At 37.8% G+C, this 19,972-nt stretch carries 10 protein-coding genes, 5 pseudogenes and 1 riboswitch; of the genes and pseudogenes, 4 read left to right on the forward strand and 11 right to left on the reverse strand.

Annotation, left to right across the window (positions count from 1 at the left end):
• Positions 1–158: 158 nt before the first annotated feature.
• Positions 159–247: riboswitch (glycine riboswitch) on the reverse strand.
• A gap of 441 nt (positions 248–688) precedes the next feature.
• Positions 689–2,245 (forward strand): mechanosensitive ion channel, encoded by a 1,557-nt coding sequence (locus tag ACX1N5_RS10485; RefSeq protein WP_458801837.1) that lies wholly within the window; start codon positions 689–691, stop codon positions 2,243–2,245.
• Between the two features lie 1,301 nt (positions 2,246–3,546).
• Here the strand turns inward: ACX1N5_RS10485 and ACX1N5_RS10490 are convergent.
• Positions 3,547–4,317 carry a methyltransferase domain-containing protein gene (locus tag ACX1N5_RS10490; RefSeq protein ID WP_458801835.1) on the reverse strand — a complete coding sequence of 257 codons (771 nt, stop codon included), beginning with the start codon at positions 4,315–4,317 and terminating at the stop codon, positions 3,547–3,549.
• A gap of 169 nt (positions 4,318–4,486) precedes the next feature.
• Between ACX1N5_RS10490 and ACX1N5_RS10495 the strand changes: the two are divergent.
• Positions 4,487–4,855, forward strand: a pseudogene (locus tag ACX1N5_RS10495) (site-specific integrase); the annotation flags it as partial.
• On the opposite strand, the gene ACX1N5_RS10500 reads toward ACX1N5_RS10495, so the two are convergent.
• Positions 4,847–5,836, reverse strand: a complete 990-nt coding sequence (locus ACX1N5_RS10500; RefSeq protein ID WP_458801833.1) for a Fic family protein — start codon at positions 5,834–5,836, stop codon at positions 4,847–4,849. The pseudogene ACX1N5_RS10495 and the gene ACX1N5_RS10500 overlap by 9 nt on opposite strands.
• Before the next feature lie 375 nt (positions 5,837–6,211).
• On the opposite strand from ACX1N5_RS10500, the pseudogene ACX1N5_RS10505 reads away from it, so the two are divergent.
• Positions 6,212–6,486 (forward strand): annotated as a pseudogene (locus ACX1N5_RS10505) (transposase); the annotation flags it as partial.
• Between the two features lie 91 nt (positions 6,487–6,577).
• Positions 6,578–6,977 (forward strand): annotated as a pseudogene (locus tag ACX1N5_RS10510) (Fic family protein); the annotation flags it as partial.
• A 380-nt stretch (positions 6,978–7,357) separates the two neighbouring features.
• On the opposite strand, the gene ACX1N5_RS10515 reads toward ACX1N5_RS10510, so the two are convergent.
• From ACX1N5_RS10515 to ACX1N5_RS10555, 9 genes and pseudogenes are all read right to left on the reverse strand, one after another.
• On the reverse strand, positions 7,358–7,918 hold the full coding sequence (locus ACX1N5_RS10515; protein ID WP_458801831.1) for a hypothetical protein: 561 nt from the start codon (positions 7,916–7,918) through the stop codon (positions 7,358–7,360).
• Positions 7,919–8,130: 212 nt separating this feature from the next.
• Positions 8,131–8,496, reverse strand: coding sequence for a hypothetical protein (locus ACX1N5_RS10520; RefSeq protein WP_458801829.1), 366 nt, complete (start codon positions 8,494–8,496; stop codon positions 8,131–8,133).
• 20 nt (positions 8,497–8,516) lie between these two features.
• Complete coding sequence (locus ACX1N5_RS10525; protein ID WP_458801827.1) at positions 8,517–8,885, reverse strand: hypothetical protein; 369 nt, start codon at positions 8,883–8,885, stop codon at positions 8,517–8,519.
• A gap of 923 nt (positions 8,886–9,808) precedes the next feature.
• Positions 9,809–11,455: pseudogene (locus tag ACX1N5_RS10530) on the reverse strand (hemagglutinin repeat-containing protein); the annotation flags it as partial.
• Between the two features lie 153 nt (positions 11,456–11,608).
• Positions 11,609–15,931: pseudogene (locus ACX1N5_RS10535) on the reverse strand (two-partner secretion domain-containing protein); the annotation flags it as partial.
• A 56-nt stretch (positions 15,932–15,987) separates the two neighbouring features.
• Positions 15,988–16,509, reverse strand: coding sequence for a toxin-activating lysine-acyltransferase (locus ACX1N5_RS10540; protein ID WP_458801825.1), 522 nt, complete (start codon positions 16,507–16,509; stop codon positions 15,988–15,990).
• Positions 16,510–16,521: 12 nt separating this feature from the next.
• Entirely contained in the window at positions 16,522–18,279 is a 1,758-nt protein-coding gene (locus ACX1N5_RS10545) for a ShlB/FhaC/HecB family hemolysin secretion/activation protein (RefSeq protein ID WP_458801823.1), read from the reverse strand.
• A gap of 240 nt (positions 18,280–18,519) precedes the next feature.
• Positions 18,520–18,786: a hypothetical protein gene (locus ACX1N5_RS10550; RefSeq protein WP_458801821.1), complete on the reverse strand. Its 267-nt coding sequence runs from the start codon at positions 18,784–18,786 to the stop codon at positions 18,520–18,522.
• 481 nt (positions 18,787–19,267) lie between these two features.
• Positions 19,268–19,966, reverse strand: coding sequence for a response regulator (locus tag ACX1N5_RS10555; RefSeq protein WP_458801819.1), 699 nt, complete (start codon positions 19,964–19,966; stop codon positions 19,268–19,270).
• Positions 19,967–19,972: the final 6 nt, after the last annotated feature.

Raw genomic sequence — 19,972 nt, forward strand, 5'->3', positions numbered from 1 at the left:
CGAGATGCGACATATGACCACCCAATTCCATAAGTGAGTAAATATGCCCCATCTGTATATGTACCTGAGAGCTTCAACTTGTAGCAAAAAAGACAGTGCTACAAATTTTCCTCCTTCGGTGAATCACACTATGCGAGTGATTTCTCTCCAGATTTTTGAGATAGATTACAGTCCTTTTGCCTGAGAGTTTCCGGGGTCGTTGCTCCTTCGGCGAGCCTATGGGTGACTTCTCTCCTGTAATGCGCGTATTTAAGCATAAACAATGCCAAAATTTCTATATAGACCTAAGTTATATTTTCGATTATTTACACGCAACACGCCGCAACTTAAACGATTGATCAATATTCCAAAGCCATCTTATTTTTAGCTAGGAAAATTCCAAACCAGATTGATTAGATGTGTTTATTCATCATAAACAGCCCATCTTGAATTCTTGGGCGATTTCCACCGATGCTTTTTGAAATCGCTGGGGCTTGGATTCCTGCAACATAGCGATGAGCATCTACATGCTTCGCCTTTGTATCCGTTTACAGCGCTTTTGTTGCATTTTTAACCAATGACATTGCTTAAAAAAACAACAAATCCTAAGGTGAAAGTGAGTTAGTGCTCAATTCTGACAAAAAGCAAAATCAATATCTCTACAAATAGGAAATAAGCAATAAATGACGACATAAGAGGATTAAATAACATGAATAATCTTTTCACTGGAGGCTCTCAGGGATCGCATCCTGACGCCATATATTACTGGAATCAGTTCCAACCCATCTTGGCGGTTGTGGTCATTTTACTTCTCGGTTGGGTGATCGCTTTACTGATCGCGGCTGGGGTAAAAAAACTTCTGCATCAGCTCAACACCAATCATCGACTTTCTTCAGCAACGACGCAAAATACAGCCAATTTTCCTGATATTGAACAGATTATTTCCAAGATCGTGTTCTGGTTCATTATGATCATTGCAGTTATTGCTGCATTGAATGTGCTCAATCTGAACAGTGTCAGTGGGCCATTTAGTCATATGTTGAGCCAAGTATTGGATTTTATTCCAAACCTACTTGCAGCAATTGCAGTCGGTTTTATTGCATGGATTTTAGCCCAACTGATTCGGATGGGCTTACGGCGTATTTTGAGCCATACTCAACTTGATGAAAAGCTCAGTGAGGAAGTCGGTGTTCGCCCAATCAGCCAAAATATTGCGGATATTGTTTACTGGCTGGTGTTGTTACTGTTTCTTCCAATCGTCTTGTCGATTCTTGGTCTGACTGGTTTACTCATGCCAGTACAAAATATGGTGAACGAAGTCGTTTTGTTCCTGCCAAATATCTTTATTGCAGGTGTGATTGTCTTTGTTGGCTATATTCTGGGAAATATTGTGCGCGGCATGGTTGAAGGCTTGCTACGCAGTTTGGATATTCAAACACAGGCGCAAAAAATTGGGCTGTTCAAAACAGGCAATCTGCCCCATTTACTCGGTTCTTTTGTCTTCACCCTGATTATTATTACCGCACTGATTATTGCTTTTGAGGCTTTGGGTATTCAAGCCATTTCACGACCAGCAACCGCGATGCTGTCTGAAATCATGAACGCCATTCCACAAATCATTGCTGCAGGCTTGATTCTGGTGATTGCCTATGTCGTGTCACGTTTTGTTGCACAGTTAGTGAGTGAACTGGTCGCTGGGACTGGCGTAGATGAGATTCCTGCCAAACTGGATCTGCAACGTTTTTTAGGCACGACTAAAATTTCAGGCGCGGTGGGTACACTGATTATATTCTTCACCATGTTGTTTGCGATCTCTGAAGCAGCGCACCGTTTAGGCTTGGAGCAGGTCAGCGGTTTGATCTCAATGTTTATTCATTTTGGTAGCAATATTCTATTGGGTGCGGTGATTCTGGTGATTGGTTTCTGGCTAGCCAATATCGTTGCCAATGCACTGCAACGTGGAGAACATAACTGTTCCCGCTGGCTAGGTAGCTTAGTCCGCATCCTCATTTTAGGCTTAGTTATCGCCATGGGTTTACGCGCGATGGGTATTGCCGATTCGATTGTAAATCTGGCTTTTGGTTTAACCTTGGGTTCGGTGGCTGTTGCCTTTGCTTTAGCTTTCGGTCTGGGTGGTCGCCAACCTGCAGAACGGCTATTAACCGACTTGTTAGATAAAGCTAAACAGCAAGCAAATAAACCTTGTGATTCAACCAACCCGACAGCAAAAGAGGATCCTCCCTCTCAGTCACTAGACAAAAAATGATTTTTAATCAGGCTAAAATTCACTAAAAACAATGATCATCACTTGTGGTCATTGTTTTAGTCTAAGTAGACTCCGACTCAGCTTCTAGTAACTTTGAAACGCTGAATTCAAACTACTTTGTATCGCCTTGATACAGGCATGCTATAAAAAGATCCAAAATTCACTCGAAAAATAAGAAGATGCGTAAATTCCATTTTCCTCAATGCAGTATGCCCCAAAATATGAGTCATTTAATTTTTGTGATACTATGCCGCGCAATTGAAAAGCCCTGAATACGCTTAAATCAGCAGAGTGTTGTTTTATACATAAACCCATTTTTCTGAAGATTGAGTAACGGTATTTTTCTATTCCTTTTTCAAGTTTTCACGATTTTAGCTTGTGGTTTGCAACTTCATCTTTCATCTTCTTGCATTTCAAATTTGGTTTTTATCAACCATGGTGATTGATCATTTTTAGAAGGTAAGCGTGAGTTCATTTGGAAAACAGCATGGTGTGGGAGATCACACTCATTTTTCAAACATAAAATAAGCTAAAATAGTGGTTCTTCATATTCTTAATGTCGTATTGATTCAACAGGTTGATTTTAAATGAATATCTCGCAAAGCACTGAAATTAAGCAACACCCCCGCATCAGTGTCGCCCCGATGATGGATTGGACAACCAAAATAAATATTTCTATTAAATATTAACCACTTAATTAAAAAAATAATAATAATGGTGTAAAATTGGTGTAGAGTTTAACTACCTGAACTCAACACTTTATAAAAAACCGACTTATTCAAACCAATTTTATTAATCAAAGTTTTTAAACAAAAAAACTCTTAATTTATCAAGAGTCCTTCTGATGTTGGGAAAAGCACTGACTGAGTATTGATTCTAGACAGTATTATGGATAGTCGATCCCGCTTCCCTACCTAAAAATCAGTTTGGAATTCTACTGAAAATTTTATTTCAACAGATACGATGTCCAAATAAGTAAAAAGATGTCTTTTAAAATATTGTCTAATTCAACATTTGATGTGGGGTAAGCTGGGGGAAATATACACATAAAATAATATATTTTAAATAACAATAACTTACTTAAATATTTAACAGAAGTGGTGATTGTCACATTAAAAATGTTAATTTAAAAATCACTTAAAATAAAATATCTAATTTTTTACTACAGATTATTTTTTTGTTACCAGTTATTAATTTTTAACTCATGAATACTGAATATTCATGAGCTCGATTTTCATTTTCTAATTTTCAATAATTCCACATAGCAATTTAATGTTACTTAAATCCTTTAGAAATATAACCTATCGCCTAACTGATTTGACAGAACAAATTACTTGGAGACCTTCACTTGGAGGGGGTTGATCTGATACTGCAACGTATTGTATTTGAGAAGTCTTAAATTGACCTGATTTTCTAAGGTAAACATTTGGTAGGGTAATATCATAATGTTCACCTGATAATTCTGAATAGTCTCTTATCGCTTCATTTCGGGCCCAATCTTTATCATTCCAAGAACGAATAATATTCCTATCAATGATGTGAACAATTCCACCTGTATTTAATACTCTAGTACCCAATTCATAACAAGCTTTATGTAATTTAATTCGATATAAAGCCATTGTGTTACCTTCAAAAGAAGAAAAATCTTTATTAAGGTTTTTGGCAATAACTTCTGGAGCTGCACCTATAAGCCAACAAACAATTGCATTAAACTTCACCACATCATTAATTTGTTGAATAAATTCAAAAAAATCCATTTGTAAGAATATGACTTTTTTAGCTTCATCATGCAAACAATCATAAGCATCATTAATACTACAGGTATGAAAAAAATTTATTCCTTGAGCCGTCACTTTTTGGATTGCTTCATTTATACAGTTCTGGTTTGTTTCAATAACTAATACTTTTCGATTAGTTTTAAGTAACGATAAAGTACTATAACCAGAACCACATCCTATTTCTAAAACAAGTCGAGCCTCACCTAAAGACTCATTCATCCAATTATAATGATTATTTGCATCAAAAAAATTGGAATTCTTCGACCATTCATTAGCATATTGTTCCGAATTCATAGGAATTCCAAATATAGGATGTGCTTTCATATTTTTTAATGCCTCTATTCATTGAGCAATCAAGATATATTATAAATTTCTAGTATTTAAGCAAGATATAATTCCTCAATGGCGACACAATATGTCGTTATACTGCATCTATATTCAACTTTAAATGTTGATTCAATAACGAGCAAATCATCACTTATATGTATTTACTGATCGTGGTGGAGAATCTCACATTAGTGACCGAAGAGCTGCGAGATTGAAAGTTGCACAAGAATCAGGAATTACTTTTACACTCCATGACTTACGCCGTACTTTCAGTTCAATTGCCAATAGTTTAGCCATAGGTAGTTATACTATTAAGCGATTGATTAATCACACCATTGAAGATAATAGCAATGATGTGACCGATGGATATATTCGGGTATCTTTTGATGACTTATGCAAGGCAATGAATTTGATTGAAAATGTATTACTGCCTGAAGATATAAAACAAATTATCTTAAGTCGAGAGTATAGAAAACAATCTACAGTTCTCTCACTATTAACTTAATCTGTACTTCTGTTTTGGACTTTTTGGCTTATCAGGAATTGTTCGTTGAATTAATCCAGCTTCAATTGCAGGGTTAAGGTAATTCTGCAGAAATGTTGCACGATGAGATAAGCCCAAAAGTTGCATCAACTCTGCCAAAGTATATTCACCATCTTCCATTATTGAAATCAAACTCTTAACTTGTACGTTAGCTTGAGCGGTAGCATGATCGCTAGCTTGAGCGGTTTCATTTGAACTAAGAATTGCATCTAAAATCATTTGCAATATGAATTCAATAAAAGGAGCTGAGTCAACTTGATTCGTACTTGCCTGTAAAGCTTCATAGTAAGCTTTTTGATTTTGATAAATTAGACTTTCTACTGGAATATTAGCAAAGATAGGATTCCATCGACTGAGAATTAAAGTTTGCCATAATCGCCCCATACGCCCATTACCATCTGCAAATGGATGGATGAACTCAAACTCATAATGAAATACAGAGCTTTTAATTAAGGGATGTTCTTCACTATCATTCAGCCAGTTAAGTAAATCGACCATCAACCGATTAATCTGATTAGCAGGTGGCGCCATGTGTACAACCCGATCACCCGACATTACCCCTACACTACCATGCCGATATTGACCCACTTCATCAATCAAGCCTGTCATTAAGATTTGGTGTGCTTGTAATAAGTCTATTTCTTGACTTGGCTGCCACTGCTGAAAGGCTTCATAGGCTTTAATGGCATTTCTTACTTCCTGAACTTCTTTTGGAGGCGCAATCACAGGCTTACCATTGAGTATCGCTGTGATTTGCTCGGTACTTAGGGTGTTTCCTTCTATAGCAAGTGAACCTTGAATAGTTCGAATACGATTGGCTTTTCTTAGTTTTAAGCTGTCTTGTATTTCCTCCAAAACAGTCAACCGCCCTATATTTTCACTAATCTGAGCAATCAGATGAATGATTTTTGAGGTAATAGTATAAGGCGGTTGGTATTTCATATCTTCTCTACTGTTTAGGTTAATCGGATTGGGAATTTTTCAAGATATATTATTTAAAAAAAGCAGCAACTTTACATTAACTTTGAAAGGCAGTATACCTTGCCCTCTTCCTGTTCAAATTAAAATCTAAGCATAAAAATACTCACTGATTTATTTTCAGACCACAAGTCTTTCTAATACTTTTATCAACCCGACCACTTGGCATAAATCGACGCAACTTACTTAACAAAGATGCTTGCACAGACGGTGTACGGCGCATTCAGCAATCATTCAGTGCTGCTATAATAATTGTATTCGAAACACTATCGAGTCGAGGTACCTAATCAATCTGTTTTAATGTAGCATGATACGAGTTGCGATAGAGCACATCAATAGATTGCAGATCGAACCAGTTTATTAATGCTCAGTTTCTTGCGTAGTCATACTTTTGAAAAACCCAGTCTAGCAGCAACCTTTATCGGTTCGGTTCCCATTCAAAAGCAATCGGGTAGTTCCATTCATGGCAGAAGCCGTTTATCCAAAGTAGGCGCTTCCAAAATACGTGCTGGTTTATAATGGCAGCTATTCTCGCAACTCAACATAACCCTCACATCAAAGCAATGAATGAACGCTTATTGGCGAATGGTAAAACCAAGATGATGATGATTGGACAGAAATAAAAAATTAAACTTAGTTAAATATGTAAAATTAGTGGTGTAAATATTAATTTCATTAACCTAATCTTGAAAATTTCTTGTACTCAATGCTGGACGTTATCGACAACAGAATGTGCTAATTTCAGGTGCAACATCAAACCCTCCTGATTACACACTACTGAATGATAAAGTGGCTCAGCTTGTAGACTGGTATAACGCTGAAGCTAATCAATTACATCCTATTGAACGAGCTGCTAAAGTACATGCTGATTTTGCGGGAATTCACCCTTTTATCGATGGTAACGGACGTACTTCTCGGCTACTTATGAATTTAGAGCTTATGAAAGCAGGCTATCCACCTTGTGTTCACTGTTGAGAATCGTCTTGCCTATTATGAAGCATTAGATCAGTGGATGGCTTTTGGTCACACTGAAAAATTTGTTCAATTAGTTGCAAATGCTGTGATAGAAGGGTTTAAGCCTTATCAAGTGGTTTTAGGGATTTAAAATATCTTAACTCAGCCTTTATCAATAAAAATAAAATTCTCAGGTTGATCTAAATTAAATGGTATTGCTCTTAAGATTGCTTCACCACTATTAACATTAAATTTAAAGGAAATTTCACGATCAAACTTATTTACTAAATGAGAATAAATCAAAATAACCTCACTACTATGATCTAAATAATAGTGGTCACAATTTAATGATGTGAGCATCTGACTATTATCAATTTTTTCATGGCTAGGTTGAATACTACTACATACAGCCATCGAACTAGAAAGTAGAATCACACTAAAATATTTCAGTCATTTGCCTTTATAAAGAAATGGCATCACTTAAGTTTTTGATTAATCAAAAGATGCCATGCCTTAGACCAAAATCAAAACCTAGAAACTAACTTGTTTCGTATTTCCATGACTATCAATTTCCAGTAAAACTAATCCACATGCTGAACTTTTCTGACTTGGAATTGCTTCGTAGTCCTTTCCTGCTTTGGCAATAAAGGTCAAACCAGATGATGTGCATGACCCTTCATATTGTACCAAAGTCATATTTGTCGTAGGTAAAACATTGGACAAACCTATAAATGAATTATGTATAGAGATTGGTGTTCCTGCTGGAATCACAAACTCTTTAAAAAAAGCCTTTGAAAGAATGCCATTATGCGCCTTCAAATTTTCGCTCATTGTCGTTTGAGCTATTCCAATACTTTGGTTTTTGACTGTTCCAATTAAAGAAGAAAAGGCATCTCCTGCTTCACCCCCAACATTTATTTTTTCACTCTTTCCATTATATTTATATTTGAGGATCGTTGGTTGTTGATTCTGTCCGTATAGCCGAATACGTGAATCCTTAGCAGTTGAATAGCTATTTTTTTCTATAACACTTGTGGTTTGGCAGCCTGTTAGCAAAGCCAAACCACTTAATACAACAACATATTTTAGCATAATTACTCTCCGAGGTTTTCCCTATGCATGTTATAAAATTTAACATCTAAATTTAAATTACTTTTAGCTAATTTAAAAAGCGTCTAGTTACTACATTTTAAATATTCTTGATAATAAGGGTTAATCACTTTATGAGATGTCAGTTCACTATTTACCTAAGGTCATTATCATTTTCAATAATTTCTCTATGCTTTCTAAAAGTCACATCATTATTACTGTACAGGTAAATCACAATATTTATGTCTCAAAACTTCTAATTTTTTTAGTCTATTTTCATAAGATAAAATCCCACTATTTAAATCTGCATTCGAAACATAATCTGTGCGATCCGTTCCTAATGATAATACCGAAGCAATTCCAGAAAGTACATTTGCCGATGTATTTAAGCTTTTACTTTTTTTATAATTAGCCAACATCATTTGAGATTTTTGAATATTCTCTTCAATCGCATTACAATCATTCATGCTGTTTAAATCGCTATTCTCTGCTTTATAAATTGGTGTTACAGGTGATAAATTCGAATTTGTAGTACATGCAACTAATAGCAAGACAGGCAATAGCATCATTAATTTAAACATTTTTATCTATTTCCTATAATTTAATTACAAAAACCTGTTGGTTTTCCATTTACTGTACATCTTTCAGGACTGTGAATTACGTAGCCTTTGTTTTTCAAGCACTTATAAATAGAATCTCGGCGTATAATTGCTTTATCTATATTAGTAAGATCTGGATATGATTGAGCTATATCTAGATTTCCATCAAAATAGTTTCTTACTCCACAAGCAAAAACATCTTGCTTACGTTGCTCAACATCGGTATGCCCTATAGTGTCACTTTTTTGATATCCTTGAATAACTTTATAACCATTATACGTATCTGGACTATATTTAGGAATTACCCGTATAGGAACACAACCATTTAAAAATAAAGCGATTGCTATAATAAATATTATTTGATTGTTCATGATTATTTTCCTAGTGAAAAAAGAAATTGTACAGTATTAGAATCTAACAAATCTGCTAACGCAAAAGGTGCAGCAACTGGAATGGCTGTTACTGTCGTTGCGGTAGATGCTGTATTTTGAAATGTAGTACGATTGGTAGAGGTATTTCCATCTTTTCCATACCACCCCCAGATCTCACCACCAATATAATCATGCGTTCCTGCAAAAGACTCAACCACCATATCCGATAAACTCCCTGATTTATATGGAATTACAACGCCACCAGGCAAATACCATCCACCTTCTATTGGTTGGAAGCCACCAGTGGGACCGTAAAGGTTACTCGCTTCTGGACTTTTATTGACAAAATCTTGATAGGTTGGATAGTTTTCATCTCCTTTGTAGGTATAATTTCCTTTTGTATCAGTAATTAACTTACCATTATCATTATCACATCTATGATTACCTTCACCACAAATTGTATCCGTATCTAAGCGTACGCCACCTAACTTAACCCCATCAAAATAACCACTGTCATACGACACATTATTAATCACCTGTCCCGTTTTTTGATCAATCACCATTCCTGGCGATTGTCGAGAATTGGCCAGGCTTTCTTCTCGCATTCTGGTTGCAGCTAATTGCAAACTACCCTGTGTAATTCCTATTGTCGGATCAGCCGAAATAATATTGACCAGTGTTTCTAACAAACGTCTTTGATACTGTAATTTATATATTTCAGCATACAATTCTGTTTTTTCATCTTCTGTTTTAGCTTCCTTAATTTGATCTCTCAAATCTGCTTGCCTAGATTCTGTATAATTACTTATTAGCTGCTGACTATTATCTCTAAATTCTTTTGTCACATTGACCTGTAAGTTGATTTCCTTTAATACTTTATCTTTATCAAAATTATTTTTTAACGCACCGCTATTTTCTTTAGCAGTTTCAGTACTCACATTGGTGTGAATATCTGCTTTGGCTTGTTCAGCCGTTTTCCCTGTCAATTCTTCCTGACGTGCCGTTTCTTGAATGGTAATGTTTTTGGTGTTAATACCACTTCGGGTCACACTGCTGTCTTTCTCGCTGTCTAAACCAAAACCAACCGATTTACCTGTTCCTTTATTTCCTTCATTTCTAAGTTGTACAGCATCTCCTTTTTGAGGGGCATCCTGACCCAACGATTTTCCACTAATGCTCGCACTGCCACTGATGCCAATCCCTTTGGCATCGTATTCGGTAACATTATGAATATCAGAAGCTGTTAATGTGCCTGTGCTTAAACTATTTTTACCTGCATCTTCAGCTTTTTGATTAGAGGTGATGATTGTACCTTTAAGATCGGTATTGTTCTTTACATTGATCTGATAGCCATCATCCCCTGCAAATATCCCCGATTGTTCAGTAACAGAAGCATAATTGGCATTGATATTCGATTGGCTATAACTACCTGAAACCGATGCACCATAACCCACAGTGGCTTGACCTGATATGTTCTGTTGCTTGGCTTTATAGGTTGCTTTGTCTTGTAAGCTTTCAATATTCAGTTCTTTGGCGGTTACTGTTACCCCTTTGCCTTGTACCTGCCCACCTTGAATATTGGTTGCATTGCCACTATTGATGTTGGTTTTGCTGTCTTGTGAACCAACATGACTATTCAGATGGCTAATTTCATCGCCATTGCCTGTGCCTTTGCCAACATTTCCACCAGCGGTTACACCAAAGGCTAATCCATTACTACCATAGCTCACAGCAACTCCGACATTAAAGCCCTCGCTCTTATTCCCTGAACGCTCTGTGGTATTTTGTTCAAATGATTTGATGTTAATGTCATGGTCGGCAGTTAAATTTGTACCTTGCTTGCCTAATACATTTGAACCAATAATATTGATATTGGATTGATCACCTGCACCTGTCGCTACAATATTGGTTTTACCCCCAGCATAGACTTGGCTCGATGCCCCTGTTGTACTGGCTGTTTTACTAAAATTGGTATCCTTTTGCTGACCATAGGTAATACTGACACTGACATTAGCACCTTGCGCTAAACTACTAGCACTGGTTGCCGCATCTTTAAGTTGAGCAAGTGATTGCCCTGCTTGGTAAGCATCAAATCCTGCATTCGCAGCCGCCATTGCATTCACTCGGTCATTTTTGCTTTGTCCAACTTGTTGGACGGCATTTGCTGCGGTTTGAATGGCTGAGACCACTGGAACGTTTACTGCAAGGGTGAAGCCTTTTTGTTCACGCTCATATTGATAGTTATTTGCACTTTGTTCTTTTGCAGCTTCAATGTTGACTTGCTGGGCTTGTATATTGACGTCACCTTGCTGCGCCGATACTGTACTACCTGTTTGTTGGTAGTTTTGACCAGCAATAATGTTGGTATTACCCTTTAAACTTCCCACTGTAGATGCTGTGCTATTGGCCTTTTGTGTTTGGTTATCGGTGGTTTCTTTAATTGTTCCTATGGTAAAACCAATTCCTCCGCTACTAAACAGGCCTGATTTTTGTTTAGCAGCCAGATGCTCTTCGCTTGAATTAGTGGTTGCTGCTTCAATGTTGATATTGTTTTTTGCACTTAATCTAGTGTCTTGGTCTGCAATGACTTGACTGCCTTTGACCTTAATATCTTGTTCGGCATTCAATGTAATATTTTTTGCACCAATGACACTTGCAACGGCTTGGGTATTGGATGCGCTGTCTTTAAAGCGATAGGTCGATGAACTGAATACCCCTTTACTGGTGCTTTTTAATGCATCATCCGCTGTTTTAGTATATTCGCCCGATTCGATATTGATATTCTTCGCTTGCCCAACCACATTGCCTTGTTCACTGTTAATTTCAGAGCCACGTACATGCAGGTCTTGCCCCGCTTTGAGCTGGATATCGTTGCTTGCTTGCAACTTACTACCAATTTCTCCATGCTCACTTCGTTTAATGTAGTTCTCTGAATCTTTAATATTGTCTTGTTTTTCGCTCACCTCGACAGTACCAATAGCAATGTTATTTTTGGCATCAAGTTGAGTTATACCATTTACACTCGCATTTGAAATTTCGCCTGCTTTAAGCACAATATCATGTCCAGCCTGTAATGACAGAAGACCATCTTCAGTTTTACCTGTCACATAAACACCAGCCTGACGATTGATATGGGTATTTGAACCTTGTGCATTCTCTGATGTTGCTGTAGTACTCACCACATTGATGTTTTGTCCTGCTTTTAAGAACAATTGTTGCTTGGCATCAATGGCGCCACCAAGGTTGTTAATATCAGTTTGTGCATTCGCTACAAGTTGATTCGCATTCATCCGTCCACCTAAGTTATCAATGCGATTCGCATTAATCACTAAAGCCTGACGTCCAGCAATGGTGCCACTATTGTTTAATGTTTTTTCAATATCTAAAGCTGTATTTTGTCCAGCCAATAATGCACCTGAACCATTAATATCCCCAGATTGAACACGGACATAGACCTGTGGTACTAAAACGGTGGTGGTCGTACCATCAGCAAGTTTCACTGGTTTTTCAACTAACCATACAATATCTGTGGTTAAACGTGCAATTTGTTCTGCGCTTAATGCAATCCCAAGGGTGAGATTCATAGCCTTGGCAGCACTCACACCATTCTGCATCAATTGCTGGTATTGTTCTTCATCACTACTATAACCCTCTAAGAAACGACGACCTGTCAATTGATTAATTTGTTGATTAATCAACTTTTGTTCATAGTAGCCATCACCTAAACGTTTATGCAAATTGGCTGGGTCTGTATTTAACATATTCAACATGTAATCACTGCCCAACCATTTTCTGTAATTGGTAAAACTTGGATCTGTTTCAATCAAATACTGTGTATTATTCGGGTTAATACTAAATAAGCTGCTGTTCGGTAAAGTGGTAGTCACATTCATTGTTCGAATACGAATATCATCTTGCTGATCAGACTTGATCGTCAGCGAATCGGTTGTATTCGGAGTATTGGTAAGTTGTGCATGCTCCTGATAAGCAAAGACACCTAGATGTAAATCTGTTAAAATAGGTGCAGGTTGATACGATGAAATAGACTCCCCTGTATCATCGCGTCCTTTTTTATGGTGACGGTAGTAACTATGGATAATACCTTCATCACTTACAATCGTTTGCCCTAATGTTTCATGATTGACTAAGTCTTTCACATCAACGAATAAGGATTTTCCAGCAATAATTTGGCTATCTGAGTTTAATAAAGATGTACCCGTAATCTTAAGATTACCACCTGCAAGAATTTGCCCAGGTGCTGAATCGGTGACCTGAGTTTGCTGCGTGGTTCGATCATAATCATATTTATGCCAATTTTCATGCCACACCCCATCAGGAGTCACCATATGGTCACTTTCATTATTTTGGATTGACCAACCCAGTGTATCCTGACTCCCTTCGGCATAGCGTTGGTTTTGTCCCTGTGCTTCATATTCAATCAGATGTTGCTGATCAACTTGTTTAAGCTCAGTTTTAAAATGCTCATTGGTGTTGCGAATATTTTGACTATTTAGGGTTAAATCATTACCCGCTTCAATTTTGGCACTATTATTATTAATGTTCGTCGCCTGACCTTCAGCCGTTTTACTACTGCTCAATTGACCCGCAATAGCAAGATTACCCTCACTTGAAATTAAAGCGCCTTCTTTATTTGTTACCAATTGTGCACCAATATCCAATTGCTGCCGTGCCGCAATTACCGCAGCCTTATTTTCATTCGCAAGTGTTTCTTCTTGATTAATTAATTCATTGGCTGCAAGCGCAACATAATTACCATAAATTTTTCCCGTACCAATGTTATTAATTTTTCCAGTCACTTCAAGCAAGGTTTGGCCATTACTATTCATTTCACCACGGTTGGTCAAATTCTCGCTCTGTAAATGAATTGCATTTTCAGCAACAATGCGACCATTCTCCTGATTATCGATATTCTTGGCATTGAGCTGAATCGCATTTTCAGCTTGTAGTTCGGTCGTATTGGTCAGATCTCCAAGCGTGCTGATCGAAAGTAAATTGCCTGCAACAATTTTATTTTGCGTTGTGAATGAGTCTTGTAAGCTCAAACTTAAATTACGCCCTGATGCCAGATCACCATCGGCTGTGATTGATTTTGCCTGAAGGATTACATCTTGGTTCGCAAGAATCTGTCCTTCTTGATTATTTATATTTTGTGCCTTAATGCTGTTGTCTTCAGAAGATAAAAGTTTACCTTTGAAGTTTTGAATATCGCCTGTTTCAATGGTCAGAGTTTTTCCTGCAACCATTTGCCCTTCTTGATTTAAAAGTTGATCACTTTTGATATTTAAAGAACGATCAACTTGTAAATTCCCTCGAGTATTCTCAACTGTATTGGCTTGGATATCTGCTTCCTGAACACGAATATCACCCTCAATATTTTTAAACTGAGAGCCCTTCATGCTCAGAATATTGAGGTTTAATGTGGCTTGGCGATTATCTAAACTCTGGGTTACATTTAAATCCACCTCACCATTAGCTGTCATTTTCCCAGCATCATTTTGAATGCTATCCGCTTGAATCCGCCCTTGTGCTAAGTTGGTCGCAATCGCTGTAGTGGCCTCACTGGTACTTCCCCCACCTGTAGCCGTACTCGATGCAGATGTATTTCCTGTCGTTCCTGCTTGTCCTGTGCCTGTACTTGTTCCGCCTGAACCTGCTGTACTGTCAAGCTCGGTATAACCGATCAAGCCTTTATCCGTATTATTTAACGTTTTTACTTGAATACTTAGGCCTTGTAAACCCGTTTGAACGATACTACCTTTATTCTGTAATTGTTGGGTTTCAATATCCAAACGCCCAGCATTGATATCACCTTGGTTTTGTAAAGTCTCTTGGTTACGAATATTGAGTTCTGCTGAAGTTGCAATTAAACCTGTATTACTTAAGCTGTTACTTTGTATGTTTTGTTGACCAAGACTCGAAAGACTACCACTGTTTTTGAGGTCTTGAGCTTGGATATCCAGTGTCGCTTGGCTCGGATTGGTTTTGTCCTGTGCAACGATAGCACCTGTATTACTTAGCTGACCATCAGCGCTAATATGAACATTGCCTGCTGAAGCAAAGACCTGACCAGCGTTGTTAATCCCAATGCCCTTTTCTGTACTGACAAGGCTAATCTTGCCTGAATACATACCACCTAAGCTACCTGTATCAATGGCAAACTGAGGTGTGTTTGAGCTGCTTGTACTTGATTTTTCGGTTACATTTTGATTGACATCAACATCATTTTGTCCCGTTACAACTTGTAGATCTTTGGCCCACACTCCTGCATTAATTTGGGCAACACGACTGAGTAACTGGGTATAATCAGCTTGACTCGTGTCTAAGCCTTTTCCTGTAATGTTAATCACGCCATCACGAATTTGAAAACCTGTCACTTGTCCATTATTCAGTAATGGGTTGCCTGTCGTAAGTGTGACTCGACTGGCATTGATAAAACCGCCACCATCCACACTTATCCCAGCTTGATTGGCAATGATCACATCGGCACGACGACCACCCACCTCAACATAACCATTCAAATAACTTGGATTACTGCTATTAACCTGATTGACGATGACTTTGGCTTCACCACCAGCTAGCCAAGGGTTGCCTTGAATATAGCCTGCCAATTGGGTTTGGGTGTTTTGGCGACTGTTGTTTAAAATCACACCTTTTTGATTCACATCAAACTGTTGGTATTGGTTCATCGAAACCCCAGCTTGCGTTGGGGTCTGAATATTGACCTGTGTGGTGCCATTGGCCGCATTCACAATCGTCGGACGCTGATTCGCCGCTGCATTTGAATCGGCAACAATTCCTGCATGTACACGCATTGAACCACTAAAAACTGCTGCCCCTGCCATCAACAACATCGAGAACGAAAGAACTTTTAAAGCTAAACCTGTGCATGTCTGCTCGACGGTTTCAATTTTTGTATCTCCATTAAAACGATTGCTGTGCTGCCCTGCAACAGAGACATTTTCGGCAACGGCAATCATCTCACCACGGGTTTTACTAAAAATGGTTTTATAAAAGTTCTTGTTCATATGACTGACCTATACAATGTCACAATTCATCTAATGCATGAATTGCAGTTTTCATCTTAATTTATTTTTGAAATTGGTGAAGCGTGTTGCCAGTACTTAAAATCTTCTCGGCTTAATTGATTACCCTTGAAGCACATCACTTTTAGCCCCTTTTCTTTTCCTCGGTGGTAAAGCGATCTAAAAAATGACAATGGAAATAATTCCTTACTCAGAATCTCTTTGATATCTAGAGTATGTCCAAAAGGTGCAAACCAATCTATGATCCACATCCGATCACCACTTTTACTCTCTGCCAGTGTTAAGGGATGACCTTGGCTTTGGATATATTTGTGTTCAGTGGTCTCATCTAGATATGCCCAACTGACATACCCCACCACACGGTCATTTTCAATAAACAGTGCAAACTGTCGATGCTGTAAATATGGAACAATGCGCCCCATGAAGTAGCTTAAGGGTGCATTTTTTAACGATGGAACATATTGCCACAACCATACGAGTGAGCCCAAAACCTCGGCCTCACTCCAATGCTCAGTTGGATAATGTGTTGGTGCAATCACCCCAAATTTATTTATTTTCATTTTGCATTCACATTAAAATGAGTAGCTGGTACTAAATCCAAAGTTCATGTCATAGTTTTGAAAATACTCAGGCTTTTTCAACGGCTTCCCTGCAAAGACATCATAGTACAGGTTACCACCTGCTTTTATTTGTCCTCGAACGCCCATTGCAGCACCAACGAGCGTCTGCCCCAATAGCCACTGTGCCGATGGGCCACTGACATGTCCTGCATCAAGTGCCATATAGAATTGATGTGATGGATTAATGGCAAGTGCTAAATCATTGCGCCAATACAGTCCACGCTCAGCAGATAAGGTTAAATCACCATCAAAACCACGCACGGTATAACGCCCGCCAATCGGCAAACGATCTTGTGCGCTTAATGGTGTATCATTGTATTGACCATGCAATGCACTGGAATAATTTAAGTTTTGTGTTCCCAATTGAAATGGAACTTGAAGATTGGCATCTAAAGTCCAAATCTTCATCCGTGACGTTCCTTCACCTGTCGACTCTTCAGGAACAGGACGAGCATCTAAAGCGCCTGTGCCTCGTTTATAACCCAAACTTAAATCTAGAATGGCATTTTGAATATATTCACGATGATCAAGATTTAATTGCCAACCTGCGACGTCACGTCTTTGTACCGTCAATTCTGCATCATCAATATAGCTATTGGATTTCGTATGCCAACCTTTGATCGTAACAGACGTTTTACGCTTTGCGTCACGATACAGTAAGCGGGTTAAGCTAATGTCTTGAGATTGGCTTTTTCCATTATAGTCATAAACGTTATTGGTGCCTGCAACCGCTTGATGATACTGGTACTGACTCACATTGGTACTAATAAGCCAATTTTGATACGGAACAGAATAATGAATGGCGTAGTTCGTAGTACGACCTTTGACGCGATGATCGTTTTGGTCAGTAATTTCAGTTTGATCCGCTAAGTTTCGACCCAATGTCACATAAAAAAGATCACTTCTGAATAGAGGATTATCTACGGAAACAGTGACATTGCCTTGATACTTTCCTGTTTGGCGACTTCCAGCATCATCTACACTCATAGTCAGGCGTACAGGAATTGTACGTTGTTTCCATTTTACAATGACATCACTTTGATTCGGTGCATCTGCTGGAACAATTTGAATATCCGCTTCCACTGTCGGTACACGTTTTAAGTTTTCTAGTCCTTGCTCTAGCGCTCTTAAATTTAAAATATCTCCCGCTTTGATCGGAAAGATATTTTTTGCATATTGAATACGATCTGCATGGGTGCTGCTTTCATCATTTAAATCAAGCTTGATCATATGCACCAAACCCGGAACCACCGTCAAGTTTAAGATACCTTTACTTAAGTCTTGAGGAGCAGCAAGAATACGAGTCGTTGTATAGCCTTTCGCAATCAGAATATTTTGGGTACGTGTCATCAGCAAATTAATCCGCTGTTCCCCCATACACATACCTTGCCTAAATCCAAGTTCTTCGACAGCTTGTTGTAGATAAACTCTGAATTTTTTACTGTATTGCCCACTGATTTGAATATTTTGAATCTTAAAACATGGAGAATCTTCAATATCAGTGAGTTTTATGATTTGTTTTTTTATGGCCGTATTTAAATTAACATCTCTTGCTGGTTGAATAATTTTATTTAATTCTGCTTGGCGCTGCTGGTTCTGTATCAATCCATCAATAGCAGGATCAAATACCTCTGCAAATCCCATAGGAGCAATTGCCAAACCACTAACACATAGTGATAGGCTCGCTAACAATTTATTCTTATTTAACATTTTTAGTATCTATATAAATTTTGCGGGAAATATAACAAAATATAACAAAATATAACAAAATATTCAATTTTTTATTTAAAAAAAAATTACACCAACATAAATTAAACACCTAATTAATAATAACTTATTATTTACTTAATGATAAATAAAATCAAAAAAAGAGAGCTGAAGGCTCTCATAAAATTCATGATTTTCTAGATAAATTAAATGCTCTATTAATTTTAAGCACTCACTTCCATCTCAATTCACCACTCGAACACTCTGCTGCAAACCCTGTTGAATCTGCTGAATTTCAGGGATATTCTGCTTCTGATCGATTGAGGCAGCTTCATTCAACTGCTCTGGATAAAACTCCTCTACAACCTCTATCCCATCCTCTCCCTCATCCCGATCAAATACTGCATTGGCATAACCTTGCCGTGCCACCTGATCAAGTAACTCTTGCTGAAAGCCGCAAGCTTGGGCTTCTTGTTGTAGTTGATTGGCTTCGATGATGGCATGTTGCAAACTGACTCCCTCCCTTAAAGTCAGATCCACATGATGGATTGGACATAAAAATAATATTATACATTAAATATCAATTATTTACAACAATAAATAAAAATTATGGTGTAAAATTGGTGTAGTTAAAAAAGTTTTGGATAGATAATCACTTTATAATTGATTGATCTGTTCAAGGCACTTTCGATTATCATGATCCCACAGATAGAAATTTGGGCGAAAATAATCAATATAATTTTTTAACTGAATCCGTAGTGCACCAATATCACCAAAGGTATAACGATAAAATTATGCCACCATGTTAAATCTATAAGCTTCCTTTCCGAAATAAGGAGAGTGTAGCCGTTACAGTGGCTCAGTTTTAATCAGCATTTTAAATAAATATTGGCGTGAAGTAGCTCATTTTTATCCGCCATTTATAGTCCAGAACCTCCTGATAAAACCATACAGCTTTGTTCTAGTGTAAGGTGGCTTCTTTTTTAAAATACTAGGCAAAAAAGCGTAATCCAACCCCTGGTATAGTATAAATATAGCGTGGACTTAAAGCTGAATCCCCAATTTTAGTCCTAAGTTTTTTCACCAAAATGCGGAGATAATGGGTATCTTCTTCATGAGTAATACCCCATAAGTCGGTCATAATTTGTTTTTGCGTGACAACCTTACCCTGATGGCGAATCAGCAGTGCTAACAGTTGAAATTCCTTTTTGGTGAGAATAATTTCTTCGTTAGCGAGCTTCACCATATGTTCAGCTACATCCACAGATAATTGACCATCATCAAATATAATTTTATATTCAGATTGCTGTGGTTTATTGCGAAACATTACCCGAATACGTGCACATAATTCCTGAATGCTAAAAGGTTTAGTAACGTAGTCATTCGCACCTGCATCCAATAATTTAATTTTTTGATTTTCATCAGGACGGGCTGAAAGTACAATGACAGGGATATCTGACCACTGTCTTAACTCAATCAAAACATCTTGCCCATCCACATCTGGTAAACCCAGATCCAGAATCAAAAGATCAGCCCCTTGCGTAGCCAAAATCTCTAACCCATTCATGCCATTTTCAGCGACATGCACCTGATAGCCTTGCGCTCGTAAGGCAATGTCCAAAAATTTTCGGATTTGAGGCTCATCATCAATAATCAGAATTGATGAATTGGGATGGATTGTTTGCGGCATAAAAAT

The sequence above is a fragment of the Acinetobacter sp. ANC 4636 genome, assembly GCF_054454555.1.

What these genes read in the sequence shown, in the direction of transcription:
- ACX1N5_RS10485 (WP_458801837.1), top strand. Translation starts at nt 689, where the DNA reads ATGAATAATCTTTTCACTGGAGGCTCTCAGGGATCGCATCCTGACGCC.
- ACX1N5_RS10490 (WP_458801835.1), bottom strand. Translation starts at nt 4,317, where the DNA reads ATGAATTCGGAACAATATGCTAATGAATGGTCGAAGAATTCCAATTTT.
- ACX1N5_RS10500 (WP_458801833.1), bottom strand. Translation starts at nt 5,836, where the DNA reads ATGAAATACCAACCGCCTTATACTATTACCTCAAAAATCATTCATCTG.
- ACX1N5_RS10515 (WP_458801831.1), bottom strand. Translation starts at nt 7,918, where the DNA reads ATGCTAAAATATGTTGTTGTATTAAGTGGTTTGGCTTTGCTAACAGGC.
- ACX1N5_RS10520 (WP_458801829.1), bottom strand. Translation starts at nt 8,496, where the DNA reads ATGTTTAAATTAATGATGCTATTGCCTGTCTTGCTATTAGTTGCATGT.
- ACX1N5_RS10525 (WP_458801827.1), bottom strand. Translation starts at nt 8,885, where the DNA reads ATGAACAATCAAATAATATTTATTATAGCAATCGCTTTATTTTTAAAT.
- ACX1N5_RS10540 (WP_458801825.1), bottom strand. Translation starts at nt 16,509, where the DNA reads ATGAAAATAAATAAATTTGGGGTGATTGCACCAACACATTATCCAACT.
- ACX1N5_RS10545 (WP_458801823.1), bottom strand. Translation starts at nt 18,279, where the DNA reads ATGTTAAATAAGAATAAATTGTTAGCGAGCCTATCACTATGTGTTAGT.
- ACX1N5_RS10555 (WP_458801819.1), bottom strand. Translation starts at nt 19,966, where the DNA reads ATGCCGCAAACAATCCATCCCAATTCATCAATTCTGATTATTGATGAT.